The 15427-nt window shown below is 63.0% G+C and carries 11 protein-coding genes, 2 pseudogenes and 2 riboswitches; of the genes and pseudogenes, 11 read left to right on the top strand and 2 right to left on the bottom strand.

The window, feature by feature from the left end:
• Positions 1-58: 58 nt before the first annotated feature.
• Positions 59-125, bottom strand: a riboswitch (S-adenosyl-L-homocysteine riboswitch).
• A 228-nt stretch (positions 126-353) separates the two neighbouring features.
• Positions 354-785, top strand: coding sequence for a hypothetical protein (locus tag FNU76_RS12510; RefSeq protein ID WP_144278511.1), 432 nt, complete (start codon positions 354-356; stop codon positions 783-785).
• Between the two features lie 150 nt (positions 786-935).
• Positions 936-1436 (top strand): hypothetical protein, encoded by a 501-nt coding sequence (locus tag FNU76_RS12505; protein ID WP_144278510.1) that lies wholly within the window; start codon positions 936-938, stop codon positions 1434-1436.
• 98 nt (positions 1437-1534) lie between these two features.
• Here FNU76_RS12505 and metK read toward each other — a convergent pair whose 3' ends face one another.
• A complete protein-coding gene (gene metK / locus FNU76_RS12500; RefSeq protein WP_144278509.1) occupies positions 1535-2704 on the bottom strand; it encodes a methionine adenosyltransferase in 1170 nt (389 codons plus the stop codon).
• Between the two features lie 91 nt (positions 2705-2795).
• Between metK and FNU76_RS12495 the strand changes: the two genes are divergently transcribed.
• Together FNU76_RS12495 and FNU76_RS12490 are read left to right on the top strand one after the other, a co-directional pair.
• On the top strand, positions 2796-3662 hold the full coding sequence (locus FNU76_RS12495; RefSeq protein WP_144278508.1) for a lysophospholipid acyltransferase family protein: 867 nt from the start codon (positions 2796-2798) through the stop codon (positions 3660-3662).
• A complete protein-coding gene (locus tag FNU76_RS12490; protein ID WP_223878999.1) occupies positions 3659-4522 on the top strand; it encodes a lysophospholipid acyltransferase family protein in 864 nt (287 codons plus the stop codon). The genes FNU76_RS12495 and FNU76_RS12490 overlap by 4 nt, the downstream gene beginning before the upstream one ends.
• 67 nt (positions 4523-4589) lie before the next feature.
• On the opposite strand, the gene FNU76_RS12485 is transcribed toward FNU76_RS12490, so the two are convergent.
• Positions 4590-5240 carry a protein-L-isoaspartate O-methyltransferase family protein gene (locus tag FNU76_RS12485; RefSeq protein WP_144278507.1) on the bottom strand — a complete coding sequence of 217 codons (651 nt, stop codon included), beginning with the start codon at positions 5238-5240 and terminating at the stop codon, positions 4590-4592.
• Between the two features lie 134 nt (positions 5241-5374).
• Positions 5375-5515, top strand: a riboswitch (TPP riboswitch).
• 48 nt (positions 5516-5563) lie between these two features.
• On the opposite strand from FNU76_RS12485, the gene thiC reads away from it, so the two are divergent.
• The 7 genes and pseudogenes from thiC to pbpC all read left to right on the top strand — a co-directional run bounded on the left by thiC (position 5564) and on the right by pbpC (position 15370).
• On the top strand, positions 5564-7480 hold the full coding sequence (gene thiC / locus FNU76_RS12480) for a phosphomethylpyrimidine synthase ThiC (protein WP_144278506.1): 1917 nt from the start codon (positions 5564-5566) through the stop codon (positions 7478-7480).
• A gap of 76 nt (positions 7481-7556) precedes the next feature.
• Positions 7557-9029 carry a pyridoxal phosphate-dependent decarboxylase family protein gene (locus FNU76_RS12475; protein WP_144278505.1) on the top strand — a complete coding sequence of 491 codons (1473 nt, stop codon included), beginning with the start codon at positions 7557-7559 and terminating at the stop codon, positions 9027-9029.
• Between the two features lie 2 nt (positions 9030-9031).
• Positions 9032-9922: pseudogene (locus FNU76_RS24570) on the top strand (DUF1186 domain-containing protein); the annotation flags it as partial.
• Between the two features lie 56 nt (positions 9923-9978).
• Positions 9979-10074: pseudogene (locus FNU76_RS24105) on the top strand (SEC-C metal-binding domain-containing protein); the annotation flags it as partial.
• A 72-nt stretch (positions 10075-10146) separates the two neighbouring features.
• On the top strand, positions 10147-12750 hold the full coding sequence (locus FNU76_RS12465) for a sensor domain-containing diguanylate cyclase (RefSeq protein WP_179958097.1): 2604 nt from the start codon (positions 10147-10149) through the stop codon (positions 12748-12750).
• Positions 12751-12787: 37 nt separating this feature from the next.
• Positions 12788-13111, top strand: coding sequence for a rhodanese-like domain-containing protein (locus tag FNU76_RS12460; protein ID WP_144278502.1), 324 nt, complete (start codon positions 12788-12790; stop codon positions 13109-13111).
• A gap of 108 nt (positions 13112-13219) precedes the next feature.
• Positions 13220-15370 carry a penicillin-binding protein 1C gene (gene pbpC / locus FNU76_RS12455; protein ID WP_144278501.1) on the top strand — a complete coding sequence of 717 codons (2151 nt, stop codon included), beginning with the start codon at positions 13220-13222 and terminating at the stop codon, positions 15368-15370.
• Positions 15371-15427: the final 57 nt, after the last annotated feature.

The following is a 15427-nucleotide window of genomic DNA, read 5'->3' as shown; positions in this document are numbered from 1 at the left end:
GCCGGGTAGTGCGGGATGCGGACTCACCTGCTTTGCATCCCGTGCCCGGCACGGGTTGGTCAGGTGAGCGCGGTTTTGGATACCGGGCCTAGGACTATGATGCGTCTCGCAGCGCTCCCCGATAGCGAGCGATTATAAGGGCAAAACGGCGGACTGCGCCACTCTCCGCCCCTTATCGCGCGGCCCGCGTAGCGATACGCCAATTTAAGTAAATGCCATAGCTTCTGATTATTTCCGGAAGAGATATCCATAAGACAACAATTCTAAAATATATCACGCTGGTAAATTGATATTTACTCCTACTTGGAAATGAAAGTTATAAAATGCGGACAGATAAATATTCGATCAATAGCTTGGAACTCGCAACCATCGACTTGGAGCAGCAACCACTATTCAACAACGACAATCTGCCTGGAAAAGGCCTGGAAAGACCGACCTTCTCCTTCCCGGTCGCTCCCCCACCACCAGCTCCGCCCCCTACCGAGGGCACTCAGCTAATATTAGCCATAAAGCCGCACCGGGGAAGCAAGATCGTTTCCAATAGCAAGAAAAGATGTTTCGCCTTTGCTTCCTTGTTTGTCGCATCCACCGTACTGAGCGGACTGGACACCGCCATCACCGTGATACATTTCAATAATGCTCCTTTCCTTACCCGGGGCGCCGAGATCGCTACAATCGGCATTCTCGCGTTTACCGCCGCGATATCCGCCTATAAGGCTTATCACGCTCGCCAACAATGGCTAGCGGGAGTGGCCCCTCCCTCATATAAATACATACGAAGCTAAACCCCTTCATATCACTTTTAAAGCTCCTCAGCGACCGACCACGCCTTCGATTGTCGTTAACTTATAGAAACGTACAAAAAACGAAAGCGCCCAGCCAAGTGTTCGATTAGGGTGAGCAATTAATATCTTATTATCAGGGGGCTACCCATCATGCGTGTCACGCCCATCCATTCCAGCCCGGAAGTGTCGACCCACCCCGCGTGGCATGCGGACAGCGATCCCGCAACGCCGGACCCCTCCATCGCATGGCTGGAGGAACTGGAAGATAACCCGCCCGGGCCTGCCATGACGCTGGATCAGGCCGAAGCGCATCTCGCCAGATTGCAAGCCAAGGCCAAGGAGCCGTTGGTGGATGCACTCCGGCTGACCTATCGCAGCTCGGTCATCCGAACCATCGGTTTTGCGCTTATGTTGGCGGCAGGCCTGGTATGCGCCGTCTTCTCATTCACCGTGCCTTGGGAAGACTGGACCCGGATCCTGTTCGTGACCTGTTCCGGGATCGAGGCGCTCGTGCTGTTCGTATCGACTTACGCCTGCAACACCGCTTATCGCGCCTGGCGGGATGAGCGCCACTATATGGAACAACTGGCGCAGGGCAAGCTGGATGCCGAGCCGCCCAGGCAGTACAACGATTTCTACAAATGGGTCTAGCGGCCAACGCTTCAGGGCGCCAATTAAAGAATGCGCGCCAGCTTGAAAGCCGACGCGCATCCAAAAACCTGGGTCAGATGCCGCTACCCATCCCGCGACTACAAGCCGGCATCGGCCCGCAGCGCTTCGGCCTTGTCGGTAGCTTCCCAGCTGAACTCCGGCTCTTCCCGGCCGAAATGGCCATAGGCGGCTGTTTTGCTATAGATCGGCCGCAGCAGGTCCAGCGTCTGCACGATACCCTTGGGGCGCAGATCGAAATGGCGGCGGATCAGTTCGACGATCTGGTCATTCGAGATCTTACCGGTATCCCAGGTATCGACCATGATGGACACAGGTTTGGCGATACCGATGGCGTAAGCCACCTGAACCTGGCATTGCCGTGCAATGCCGGCTGCCACGATGTTCTTGGCGATGTACCGGCCCATATAGGCGGCCGAGCGGTCTACCTTGCTCGGATCCTTGCCGCTGAAAGCGCCGCCGCCGTGCGGTGCCGCTCCACCGTAGGTATCGACGATGATCTTGCGGCCGGTCAGGCCGCAATCGCCTTGCGGACCACCAATCACAAAGCGGCCGGTAGGGTTGATCAGATACTTGATCTCGCCGTTGAGCAGCTCGGTAGGCAGCACCGGCTTGATGATGTCCTCGATCACCGCTTCCTGCAGCACCTTGTAATCGATGTCCGGATGATGCTGGGTGGACAGCACAATGGTGTCGATGCCGATTGGACGACCGGTATCGGCGTCATAGCGCAGGGTTACCTGGCTCTTGGCATCGGGTCGCAGCCATGGCAGACGGCCATCCTTGCGCAATTCGCTCTGGCGCTGAACCAAGCGATGCGATAGGTAGATCGCCGCCGGCATCAGGGTGGGGGTTTCGTCGCAGGCATATCCGAACATCAAACCCTGGTCGCCGGCTCCCTGGTCGAGATCGATGCCCTGGCCTTCATTGACGCCTTGGGCGATATCGGGCGACTGCTTGTCGTACGCCACCAGGACGGCACAGCCCTTGTAGTCGAAGCCCAGTTCGGAACTGTCGTAACCGATCTTCTTGATGGTCTCGCGGGCCACCTGGATGTAATCGACATTGGCGTGAGTGGTGATCTCGCCAGCCAGCACACACAGCCCGGTATTCACCAACGTCTCGGCCGCCACACGGGCGTGCTTGTCCTGCGCCAGAACGGCGTCGAGGATAGCGTCCGAAATTTGATCGGCAACTTTGTCTGGATGGCCTTCCGAAACCGACTCGGAAGAGAACAGAAACTCGCGCATGGATTTTTCCTCTTGTCGCTGAACCGCCGATTAGGCGGCAGGGTGGTCAAACCCGCTAAAATGGGCGGATTCGAATGAACTTGTGACGTAGATGCTGACCCTACTATTGAAACTCCTGGCACGCTGCCCCTTGTTCCTCCTGCATGCCGCAGGCAGCCTCGCCGGTGTATTGGTCTGGCTGCTGGATGGCAACTATCGGCGGCGGCTGGCGGACAATCTGCGCCAGGCAAATCTTCCCGATTATACCTACTTGCTGGCCGACAGCATCAGCCAGCATGGCAAGGGTGCCCTGGAATTATTACTAGCGTGGGGAAGACCGGCCGATGCCGTCAGCCGACTGGTACGGCAATGCGAGGGCTGGCAGCATGTCGAGGCGGCCATCGCGGCACAGCAGTCCATTTTGTTCGTCACGCCTCATCTAGGCGGCTTCGATATCGCCGGCCGCTACGTCAGCAGTCGGCTGCCTTACCCGCTTACGGCCATGTACCGGCCTCCTAAACTCAAATGGCTGGAACCGCTTATGCAAGCCGGACGCGAGCGTGACAACGGCCGTACCGCCCCCGCCACTGCCGCCGGTGTGCGCATCCTGATGAAAGCGCTCAAATCGCGGGAAGCCACCGTGATCCTGCCCGACCAGGCGCCCGGAGCCGGCGACGGCGTATGGGCCAGCTTCTTTGGCAAACCGGCCTATACCATGACCTTGCTACCTCGACTGGCCCACGCCACCCATGCGGCCGTGCTGTTTTTCTTCGCCGAGCGGCTCAGCTGGGGCCGTGGCTACCGGGTCCATATCTTCCCCATGCAGGGCAGTTTCGACGGCGACAGGCAGCGCGACGCCGAAACCCTGAACCGCAATGTCGAAGCACTGATCAGACTGGCCCCCGCGCAATACCTGTGGAGCTACAACCGCTATAAGCAACCGGCCGGCGCACCACCGGCCCAGCAGGTGCCCGCATGATGCCCGGCCTGTTGAATGGTTTGCTGTGGTTGCTGCACTGGATTCCGTTCCGGCTGATGAGCCGGCTGGGTGGCATACTGGGCGAGCTGCTCTATCGCTTCGCCGGCGAACGCCGCCAGGTGGGCGAAATCAACCTGAAGCTGTGTTTCCCGGCCATGCCCGATGCCGAGCGCGCGGCTTTGCTGCGGCGGCATTTCCGCATGATGGCCCGCGCTTTCCTGGAATACGCCTATAGCTGGCACGCCAATGCCGACGAGCTGCGCCGGCTGGTACGCGTGGAGGGTATGGAACATCTGGAGGCCTTGCGGGACCGCCCGGTCATCTTGTTCGCGGGACATTTCACCGGCCTCGAAATCTGCGGCCTGCGCCTGTCGGTGGACGTTCCCATGATCGACATCTTCACCCACCAGAAACACGATGGCCTGGACGAACTGATGCGAGCCAAGCGCGGCCGCTTTGGGGGCCGCCTGGTTGCGCGCCAGGAGGGCATACGACCGATCTTGCGGGCGTTGAAAGAGGGATGGCGGCTGTATTACCTGCCCGACCAGGACCTGGGCGAGCGCGAAAGCGTGTTCCTACCGTTTTTCGGTGTCCAGGCCGCCACCATCACCGCCCTGTCGCGGCTGGCGCAAAGCACCGGCGCCGCCGTCGTGCCTTGCTTTCCCTACCGCGAGGAAAACGGCTATGTGATGCGTATCGAAGCACCACTACCCGACTTCCCCAGCGACGATCCCGTTGCCGACGCGGCCCGCATGAACCTGGAACTGGAAGGCCGCATCCTGCACGCGCCCGAGCAGTATTTCTGGCTGCACAAACGCTTCAAGACCCGGCCACCGGGAGAAGCGCGCTTTTACGATTGATCGACGCCAATGAGCAGGGCAAGCGCTGCTGATTCGAATGAATACCTGCAGCGCTTTGCTGCTTCAATCAGAACACGAAACGTTCGGGTTGCGGCGCATTCAGCAGCGGGTCCACCACGGTCTCAAACATGGTACGGGCCACTACCTTGCCGGCGGTCTTGGTGAACAGCGTGCCGGTCATGGCCGGCGCTTCGCCCACGATGGCGAACAAGCGGCCACCTTCGCTCAATTGCTCGAACAGAAACTCGGGCGCAAGCGGATAGGAGCCGCTGGCCACGATCACGTCGTACGGTGCGTGCTTGCTCCAGCCCATGACCGCATCGCCGGTTTCCACCGTGACATTGTGTATTTCGGCGGCCGCCAGATTGGCGCGGGCCTGCTCAGCCTGGGCCGGATCGATTTCGACCGAGTAGACATGCAAGGCCAGCTTGCCCAGCAGGGCGGCCACATAACCGGAACCGCTGCCGATTTCCAGCACGCGTTCCTTGCCGGTCAGCGCCACTTCCTGGACCGCGCGGGCTTCCAGCTTGGGCGACCACATCCGGGTGTTCGGCCCCAGCGGTATTTCCATATCCACCAAAGCCATCTCGCGGCGCGCCGCCGGGACGAAATTCTCGCGCTTCACTTCGGAGAGAAGCTGCAGTACGGTCAGATCGAGCACATCCCAAGGGCGTATCTGTTGCTCAACCATATTAAAACGGGCTTGTTCCCAATCCATCGCGGACATCCTAATTTTGCAGACGAGGTTGCAGACGAAAGTGCCGCGTGAGCGGCAGCGTCAACAGAAATCAAATCCTTGTAATTATTTCATACTTGCCTTAGCTTCACAGCACTTCGGCAAGTCATGCTTGCTCGAGACGCTAGGGGTTCCCCGGCCAAATGGAGATAAAGGAGCGCGTACCGCGCCCCGATCACCGCCCGCCGCGAGGATGAGAAAGACCCTTTGCACCTGATCCGGTTAACACCGGCGTAGGGAAGCGTCGCACGGTTGACTCTGCCGTACCCCGCCCGTCCCTGCGCCGTTCATGGAGTAAGATGAAGATGAACGCGCCCAACCAGTTTCTGTCGCAAACCGCCCACGTGGACGAAGCGTCGGTCCAGCCTTTCCCCAGCTCGCAAAAAGTCTATATCACCGGCAGCCGACCCGATCTTCGCGTCCCCATGCGCCAGGTCAGCCAAACGGATACGCCTACCAGCTTTGGCGGCGAAAAAAACCCCCCCATCTATGTCTATGACACCAGCGGCCCCTATACCGACCCGACGGTAAAGATCGACGTACGCAAGGGCCTGAGCCCGATGCGCGCCCAATGGATCGCCGAACGGGGCGATGTGGAAACGCTCCCCGGACTATCCAGCCAATTCGGCCGCGAACGCGAAGCGGACAAGTCGCTGGACAAGCTGCGCTTCGAATTGACCCGCCAGCCGCTGCGTGCCCGCGCCGGCGCCAATGTCAGCCAGATGCATTACGCCCGCCGCGGCATCGTCACCCCGGAGATGGAATACATCGCCATCCGCGAAAGCCTGCAACGCCAGCAATATATCGAATCGCTACGGCAAGCCGGCGGCAAGCTGGGCGACCGGATGGTGGAACTGCTGACCCGCCAGCATCCCGGCCAGAGCTTTGGCGCCGCCATTCCGCAGGAGATCACACCCGAGTTCGTACGCGCCGAAGTCGCCCGCGGCCGCGCCATCATCCCGGCCAATATCAACCATCCGGAATCGGAGCCGATGATCATCGGCCGCAATTTCCTGGTGAAGATCAACGGCAATATCGGCAACTCGGCCATCAGCTCGAATATCGAGGAAGAAGTCGAAAAGATGACCTGGGGTACCCGCTGGGGCGCCGATACCATCATGGATCTGTCTACCGGCAAGCATATCCATGAGACCCGCGAATGGATCCTGCGCAATTCGCCGGTGCCGATCGGCACGGTGCCGATCTACCAGGCCCTGGAAAAAGTGGACGGCAAAGCCGAGGAACTGACCTGGGAAATGTTCCGCGACACCCTGGTCGAACAGGCCGAACAAGGTGTGGATTACTTCACCATCCACGCCGGCGTGCTGCTGCGCTATGTCCCCATGACCGCCAAGCGCATGACCGGCATCGTCAGCCGTGGCGGCTCCATCATGGCCAAGTGGTGCCTGGCGCATCACCGCGAAAACTTCCTTTACACCCACTTCGAGGAAATCTGCGAAATCATGCAGGCCTACGACGTGTCGTTCAGCCTGGGCGACGGCTTGCGCCCCGGTTCCGGCTGGGACGCCAATGACGACGCGCAGCTGGGTGAGTTGAAAACGCTGGGCGAACTGACCCAGCTGGCCTGGAAGCACGACGTACAGACCATGATCGAAGGCCCGGGCCATGTGCCCATGCAGTTGATCAAGGAAAACATGGATCTCCAGCTGGATTGGTGCGATGAAGCCCCTTTCTACACGCTGGGACCGCTCACCACCGATATCGCCCCCGGCTACGACCATATCACCAGCGCCATCGGTGCGGCCCAGATCGGTTGGTACGGTACCGCCATGCTTTGCTACGTCACGCCCAAGGAGCACCTTGGCCTGCCGGACAAGGACGACGTCAAGGAAGGCATCATGGCCTACAAGATCGCCGCCCATGCCGCCGACCTGGCCAAGGGCCATCCCGGCGCGCAGATCCGCGACAACGCCCTGTCCAAGGCGCGCTTCGAATTTCGCTGGGAAGACCAATTCAACCTGGGCCTGGATCCGGACCGTGCCCGCGAATATCACGACGAGACCCTGCCGCAGCAAGGCGCCAAGGTTGCCCACTTCTGCTCCATGTGCGGACCGCATTTCTGCTCGATGAAGATCACCCAGGACGTACGTGACTATGCGGCCGCCCAGGGGATCGCCGCCGAAGCGGCGTTGGCGCAAGGCATGCAGGTGAAATCCATCGAGTTCGTCAAGCAAGGGGCGCAGGTGTACCACAAGGAATGACGGCGATACCCGCCGCCGGGTCGGTCGCGACTGGGCTTATACTCGCCGACCCGGTCTCCACTCTTTTCGCACCATCATGACCCATCAAGCGCATACCGATTCCGTCTTCCAGTCCTCGCCGGAAAGTCTGGACCCTGCCGACTGGCAGGCCTTTCGCGAGCAGGGCCACCGTATGCTGGACGATATGGTCGACTTCCTGGCCGGTTTGCGCGAGCAGCCGGTCTGGCAGCCCATGCCGGCCGAGGTACGTGGTGCGTTCGGCGAACCGCTGCCACGGGCGCCCGGCGACCTGCATGACGCCTACCAGGACTTCCGCCAATTGGTGCAACCCTATGGCGTCGGCAATGTGCATCCGCGCTTCATGGGCTGGGTGCAGGGCGGCGGCAATCCGGTCGGTATGCTGGCGGAAATGCTGGCGGCCGGCCTGAATGCCAATCTCGGTGGCCGCGACCACGCACCCATCGAGGTAGAGCGCCAGGTCATCCGTTGGTCCGCGGAAATGCTGGGCTTTCCCGCCACCGCCAGCGGCGTCCTCGTGACCGGCACCTCGCTGGCCAACTTGATTGCCGTACTGGTCGCCCGTACCCGCGCGCTGGGCCTCGAAGTTCGCCGCGACGGGCTGGACGGCCGTGCGCTGGTGGCGTACACCTCGACCGAAGCGCACAACTGCGTATCACGCGCCATGGATATGGCGGGCTTCGGTACCGCCGCCCTGCGGCTGATCCCCTGCGACGCCAACCATCGCATGGATCTGTCGCTATTGGCCGAGCGCCTGGCACAGGATCGCGCAGCAGGCCTGCAACCCTTTCTGGTCGTCGGCAGTGCCGGCACGGTGGATACCGGCGCGGTGGACGATTTACGCGGCCTGGCCACGCTGTGCCGGGCCGAGTCGCTCTGGTTCCATGTCGATGCCGCCTTCGGCGCACTGGCCATGCTGTCGCCAGCCCAACGCCCCTTGCTGGATGGGCTGGGCGAGGCGGATTCGGTCGCCTTCGATTTTCATAAATGGGCCCAGGTCCCTTACGACGCCGGCTGCATCATGGTGCGCGATGGCGATCTGCATGCGGCCAGTTTCGCCACCCAGCCGGCCTATCTGCGCCGGGAGGCGCGTGGCTTGGCGGCCGGCCACCCCTGGCCGGCGGATTTCGGCCCGGACCTGTCGCGCGGCTTCCGCGCCCTGAAGGTCTGGATGACGCTGAAGGTCTACGGTGCAGACAAACTGGGCGAAGTGGTCAGCCGCGCCTGTACGCTGGCCCAACGCCTACTTGAGCGGGTCCGGGCGGAATCGGCACTGGAGGCGCTCGCACCGGTCGCACTCAATGTGGTGTGCTTCCGGTTTATCGAAGCGGACGGCGATCTGGACAGCCTCAATGCCGATATCGTCGCCGACCTGCAGGAATCCGGCGTGGCCGTCCCCTCCACCACCCTGATCAATGGCCAACGCGCCATTCGCATCGCCCTGGTCAATCACCGCACCCGCGAAGAGGATATCCATATCCTGATCGATGCAATCCTGGCGGCCGGCCGGCGGAGGGTTGCACAGGCATAAGCATGGTTGTCGGCGGGACCGCTACAATAGAAGGTAGCGCGGCTATCACAGCGGCCCCCCATACCATCGAAAGCCTGTTTATGACGTATCCCCTTCCCAGTCTGAACGCCTCGCAGGAAGCCCTGCTACCCGCGGACTGGCCCGCCATCGAGACCGAACTGGCCTGTTTTACCGAATCCTTTCCCCTGCTCGCCCTGTTGGCGGTGCTGCGCCAGCCCGAAGCCTACGCACCGTACCTGGTCGATGAACTGACAGAATGCCTGGGCGACACCGCCAAGCGCATCGACGCCGACGAAGCACGGATGCTGCACCTGTATGCCATGCATCTGCTGGCCGCCCTGCGCGATGCCCGTGGCTTCCAACCACTGCTGCAAATCGCCAGGCTGGATGGCGAGACGCTGGAAGAGCTGCTGGGCGACCACCTGACCGAAGGGCTGCCGCGTGCCCTGGCCGCGACCTGTCCGGGCGACGAAGCAGCCCTGCAAGCATTGGCGGCGGATCGTTCGGTCTATTTCTGGAGCCGCTCGGCCGCCTTGCGTGCCTTGGCCTTGCGCACACTGGAAGGCGATTACCCTCGCAGCGAGTTGCTGGCCTGGCTGGAGCAGGAAGCCGGCGGAGAAGCCGAACGCATGGTTGACGAAGGTTTGCAGCCCGAGCAGGGTACGGATAGCGACTATCTATCCGAGCTGGTCGTGACCATGGAAGAGATCGGCGCCGGCGAATTGCTGCCGGCGGTCAGCGAATGGTTCGACGACGGCCTGGTGGAGAGCAGTTTCAACAAGCTCGACGAAACCAGCAAACGGCTACAGCGCGATTGGCAGACCTGCCGCACGGAAGAATTGGCGCACGGCTGGGGCTATCCTCGCGATATATTGGCCGAAATCGGGCGCTGGGCATGCTTCCAGCCCGATGAAGACAGCGACGACGACGAATCGTCGGGCGGCCCAAGCGTCCGCCCACCGTCCGCGAGGCGCCCAAGGTCGGCCGCAATGACCCCTGCCCTTGCGGCAGCGGAAAAAAATACAAGAAGTGCTGCGGCGCTTGATAGGGTCAGCACATATCGACATCGAGATTGCGGCACGGACCGGTCGCCATCGTATGTCCACCGAGGATGCGCATGGAATTATTCGCCGACGATGCCGTGCTCGCAACGCTGGAAGCCAGCCTTGCCGCTGAAGGCGTCCATTCGCCCGCTGACCAGGTCGCGCTGGCTTGGCATTTGCGCCAGCGCGATACCCGCCGGGCATTGACGCTGGCCGATGACGTAGCCGCCCGGCTGGGTTGGGCCGCGGCCGACAACACCTGCCTGCTGGCCCGGCTGGACCTCCTGCGCGGCGAGGCGGCCCTGCTATTTACCCGTTTCGACGAAGCGGCCGGCTTGATCGACACCGCCCAGGCGGCATTCGAATCCGCCGGAGACCTGGTCGGCATGGGCGACTGCCACCTGACCGCTTCCCTGCTGGCCAACGCCGGCGGCGACAGCCAGGCACATCTTGCCAGGGCCGGCCAGGCGCTTGCCTGCTACCGGCAGGCCGACGATGAGATCAGACAAGCGATCGCGGCGGCCTGGTGCGAACTGGCCGAAGTCTATGCCGACCCCACCGCGAGTGCCCACAAGCAGGCAGGACCGCCAGACCCGCTTCATACGCCGGTAGCCGCCCAGGTACTACGCGGGATGGCCGAAGGGGTAAGACTATTCAACGGCGGCGAATATGCCCAAGCCGCCATCGACTTCGCCCAGATGATTACCCCCGCCGCCAGCGCGGGCATGATGCTGTGGCGTATACGTATCGGTAATACGCTGAGCGCTGCCCTGGCCAATCTGGACGATCGCGAAAGCGCACTGCATTGGGTGGAACAGACACTGGCCCTGGCGCGTAGCAGCGGCTGGCCGGTGGCATTGGGCGATACCTTGGCCTTGCTGGGCAGCCTGGCCCGCGAAGCCGGCCAACTCGACCGCAGCATCGCCTTGCTGGCCGAAGCGGTAGGCTGGCTCAAGCCGGTACCGAACTCGCGCAGCATGGCCATGGCCAACTGCTACCTGAGCCAGACCGAGTTGGCCGCCGGACAATTTCAGCGTGCCTTGCAACATGCCGGAGCGGCCGAACGGATCGGTGCCCAACTGGGCACCCACGCGATCGTGGCCGATGCGCGCATCCTGGCCGGCCGCGCCCATGCCGGCCTGGGCGACGGCGAAACCGCCCGCCGCGAAGTATTGGCCGGGCTGACGCTGACCGAACAACATCAGTTGCCGTTCTGGCAGGTCGGCGCCCTGCGCGCCTTGGCGGAGATCGATGAAGCCTTTCCCACACCGGACAGTAGCCCGCTACCCCACCTGGAACACGCCCTGGAGGTCGTGACCGGAATGGGCGGACATTCCGAAAACGTCGCCCTGCTGGAAGCGCTGTCACGCGCCTACGAGCAGGTCGGCAACCTGGCGCGTGCCCTGGATTGCAATCGGCAGGCTCGCGCCAAGGCCAGCAATGCCGAGAATCGCCGGGTGGCCAACCAATTGATCGCCCTGGCATTGCGCCATAAGACCGAGCAGCAAAGGATAGAGGCGGAGTATCAACGCACCTTGGCGGATGCCCAGATTGCCCGTGCGCGCGAATTGGAAGCCTCCATGCAGGTGCTGGAGAACCTCGGCCGCATCGGCCGCGAGATCACCGCCAACCTGCACGTGGGCAATGTGCTGCAGACCTTGGTCAGCAATCTTGGCCGGCTGACCCAGGTCAACTATGTCGGCATCTCGGTATTGGAACCGAACGGCAAGGAAATGGTAGGGCGCGGCGTCGAAAACGGTCTGTCGGTACCCGACCGGCGGCTGGCCCTCGATCACCCGAACTCGCAAGCGGCCCGCTGCGCACGCGAACAACGCGAGATCCTGGTTGAACACAAACCCGGCGAAGTCAGCGCGTCGCATGTGCCAGGCACCCAGGTCGTACTGGCTTCCTGGTTTGGCCCGCTGATGGTGGGCGATGAGCTGCTGGGCGTGCTGACCATTCAATCCGCCATCGAGCACGCCTATGGCCCGCGCGAGCAGCTGATCTTCCGCACCCTCAGCGCCTATGTGGCGGTGGCGGTTGCCAATGCCCGCGCCTATACCAAGCTGGGCGAACAACATACCCGCCTGCTCAAGGTGGAAGCCGAGATGCGCCGGCTGGCCACCACCGACGCCCTGACCGGCATTCCCAACCGCCGCCAATTCCTAACCGCCCTCTCCAGCGAAACGCGCCGCAGCCAGCGCAGTCAACGCCCGCTGGCGGTCATCATGGCCGATATCGACCACTTCAAGCTGGTCAACGATACCCTGGGCCATGCCGCCGGCGACGCGGTCCTGGTCGAGGTCGCCCGTTTGCTCAACCTACATAAACGTGCCATCGATACCGTGGGCAGGCTGGGTGGCGAGGAATTCGCCATCCTGCTGCCGGAAACCAGCGCGGACCAGGCCGCCGAAGTGGCCGACCGGCTGCGCGGCCTGATCGAGGCGCGCCAGGTGGAATGGCAAGGCACCCATGTACCGGTTACCATGAGCTTCGGCTGCGCCGGGCTGGAAGGCCGCCACACCGTCCATGCCGTGGAACAGGCGGCGACCGAAATGCTGCAGGCGGCCGACCGTGCGCTATACCAGGCCAAGCACGCCGGCCGCAACCGCACCGTGCTGCTGCGCGACGGCCAGGCCGAGATGTATACGGCCGAGTTGGACGGTTCTGCCGGTTGAGCCATTCTCCCATCCCTTCTTACTACGCTCCCCCACCATGAAACAACTCTCTCCTGTAGAACTGGCGCAATGGCTGGCCGATCCCTCCACCGTCAAACCACTGTTGCTGGATGTGCGCGAAGACTGGGAATTCGCCCTCTGCCATCTCGACGGGGCGACCCATCTGCCGATGAACACGGTCCCGGCCAGGCACGGCGAGCTGGATGCCGAGCAAGCTATCGTGGTGATCTGTCACCACGGCATGCGCAGCTACCAGGTGGGTGCCTTTCTGGAACGTGCCGGCTTCGACGATATCTACAATCTGCATGGTGGCGTGGCCGCCTGGGCAGAACAGGTGGATCCCGAGATGGCGCGTTATTGAACGTCGATTGACGTTTTCGGCGTACTTGGAAAAAAACTGGCGCGGATTGCAGTCCGCGCCATGAAGTTAATCCTGCAGGGGGACAGGATCGAGGAGAAACAACGCAACATGATCACAACTCAACAATCACGCAGCACTGCCTCCGACTGGCGGTATGCCGCCAGGTTCCGCCTGGCTGCAATTATTCTTTTTCTCCCCTTGCTGTCCGCCTGCGCGCCGGCCCCATCGGCAGAGCAGGTCCGCCATGCTTGGCGCTCCTCCGAAGCCTTGCTGCTGGATCGCCAAGGCCAACCCTTGCAGGCAGTGCGCATAGACCCGCAGGAGCGGCGCCTGCAATGGGTGGGATTGGATGCGGTATCGCCGCGCCTGGTGGAGGCTGTCCTGGCTGCCGAGGATCGCCACTTTTTCGAGCATGGCGGTATCGATTGGACCGCCTTGGGCGCCGCCGCGATCGATAGCGCCAGCGGTGACGTCCGTGGCGCCAGCACCATCACCATGCAGTTGGCCGGCCTGCTCGATCCCGCATTGCGCCTACGCAACGGCCGCCGCAGCCTCTGGCAGAAAACCGGCCAGATGTGGGCGGCCAGCCGGATCGAAACGGCATGGTCCAAGCGCCAGATCCTGGAGGCCTATCTCAATCTGGCGCCCTTTCGCGGCGAACTGGTCGGCATCGACGCCGCCAGCCGCCTGCTGTTCGGCAAGGCGCCCGCCAGCCTGGACCAACACGATGCCTTACTGCTGGCCAGCCTGTTGCGGTCGCCCAATACCGGGGCGGAAACCGCCGCCCGGCGTGCCTGCGCCCTGGCCGCATCGACCGCCACCCCAGCCGGCGACTGCGCGGTACTGCGGGCCCACGCCCTGGCGGTACTGATAGCGCCACAGCAGCGCCTACCCGGCGCGAATGAGGCGCCGGAGCTGGCGGCCCTGCTCAAGCCATCGGCCGGACAGCGTCTGCACACCAGCCTGGACGGTCATCTACAAGCCGAGGTGCGCCGGCAGCTGCGGGAGAACCTGGCGCAATTGCAGGGGCGCAATGTCCGCGATGCCGCCGCGGTGGTGATCGACAACCAGAGCGGCGAGGTACTGGCATGGGTGGGTACGCCGGGCGCCGGTGCAGGCGCCCGCTTTGTCGACGGCGTGCTCGCACCCCGCCAGGCCGGCTCCACGCTTAAACCCTTCCTGTATCAGCTGGCCATCGAGCGCAAGCTACTCACACCGGCCTCGCTGCTGGACGACAGTCCGGTTGCGCTGGACACCCCGGCCGGCCAGTATATTCCGCAGAATTATGACCACAGCTTCCGGGGACCGGTCAGCGTGCGCACCTCGCTGGCGTCTTCCTTGAATATCCCGGCGGTTCGCACCTTGCTGCTGGTCGGCCTGGACGACTTCCACGCGCGGTTGAAGCAGCTGGGGCTGAATCTGCCGCAACCGCCCGAGCACTACGGCTATGGCTTGGCCCTGGGCGCCGCCGAAGTCAGGCTGATCGACCTGGCGAATGCCTATCGCACCCTGGCCAACGGCGGCCGCCAGTCGCCCTGGCGTCTGAGCAGCCCGCCCGGCCGGCACTCCCTCGCGGGACCGGCGGTACTGGACAGCGCGGCCAGCTGGCTGGTGGGCGATATCCTGTCCGACCGGGCCGCCCGCGCACCGGCCTTCGGCCTGGACAATGCCCTGGCCACACCCAGTTGGACGGCGGTCAAGACCGGCACCAGCAAGGATATGCGCGACAACTGGGCGGTCGGGTTTACCCGCCGCCACACCATCGCCGTCTGGGTGGGGAATGCCGATGGCGAGGCCATGTGGGACGTTTCCGGCGTCAGCGGTGCGGCCCCCGCCTGGCGAGCCATCGTTGCCCGGCTGGGCGACGGTGCCATCGCGCCCCCCATGCTGGCCGGCATCGAAGCGCGCAGCATCCATTACCAGCCGGCCGTCGAAGCGGCGCGGCGTGAATATTTCCTGGCCGGCACCGGCCAGGACAGCGTGGAGCTGGCTTCCAGCCGGCTGGGGCCGACCATCGTCTACCCCGCCGAGCAATTGATCGTCGCACTCGACCCCGATATTCCGGTCGAACGGCAACGGCTGCAATTGCGTGCCGCCAATGCCGACGGGCTTTTTTGGCAACTGGACGGACAGCGGCTTGGACCGGCCGGGACGGCACGGTACTGGCGGCCCGTAGCCGGCAAGCATCGCTTGGCGCTGGTCGATAGCGGCGGCGGGCAACGTGCCCTGGTCAGCTTCCAGGTACGCGGCCAGCTCTGAATTAGCATACGCGGGGCTTGTCCAGCACCGTCCAAGCGGTAGACTGACGTGTGTACC

It is taken from the genome of Chitinimonas arctica (assembly GCF_007431345.1).
Classification (GTDB): domain Bacteria; phylum Pseudomonadota; class Gammaproteobacteria; order Burkholderiales; family Chitinimonadaceae; genus Chitinimonas; species Chitinimonas arctica.
The sequence above is the reverse complement of the archived record's forward strand: the minus strand, read 5'-3'. Positions and strand labels throughout refer to the sequence as shown.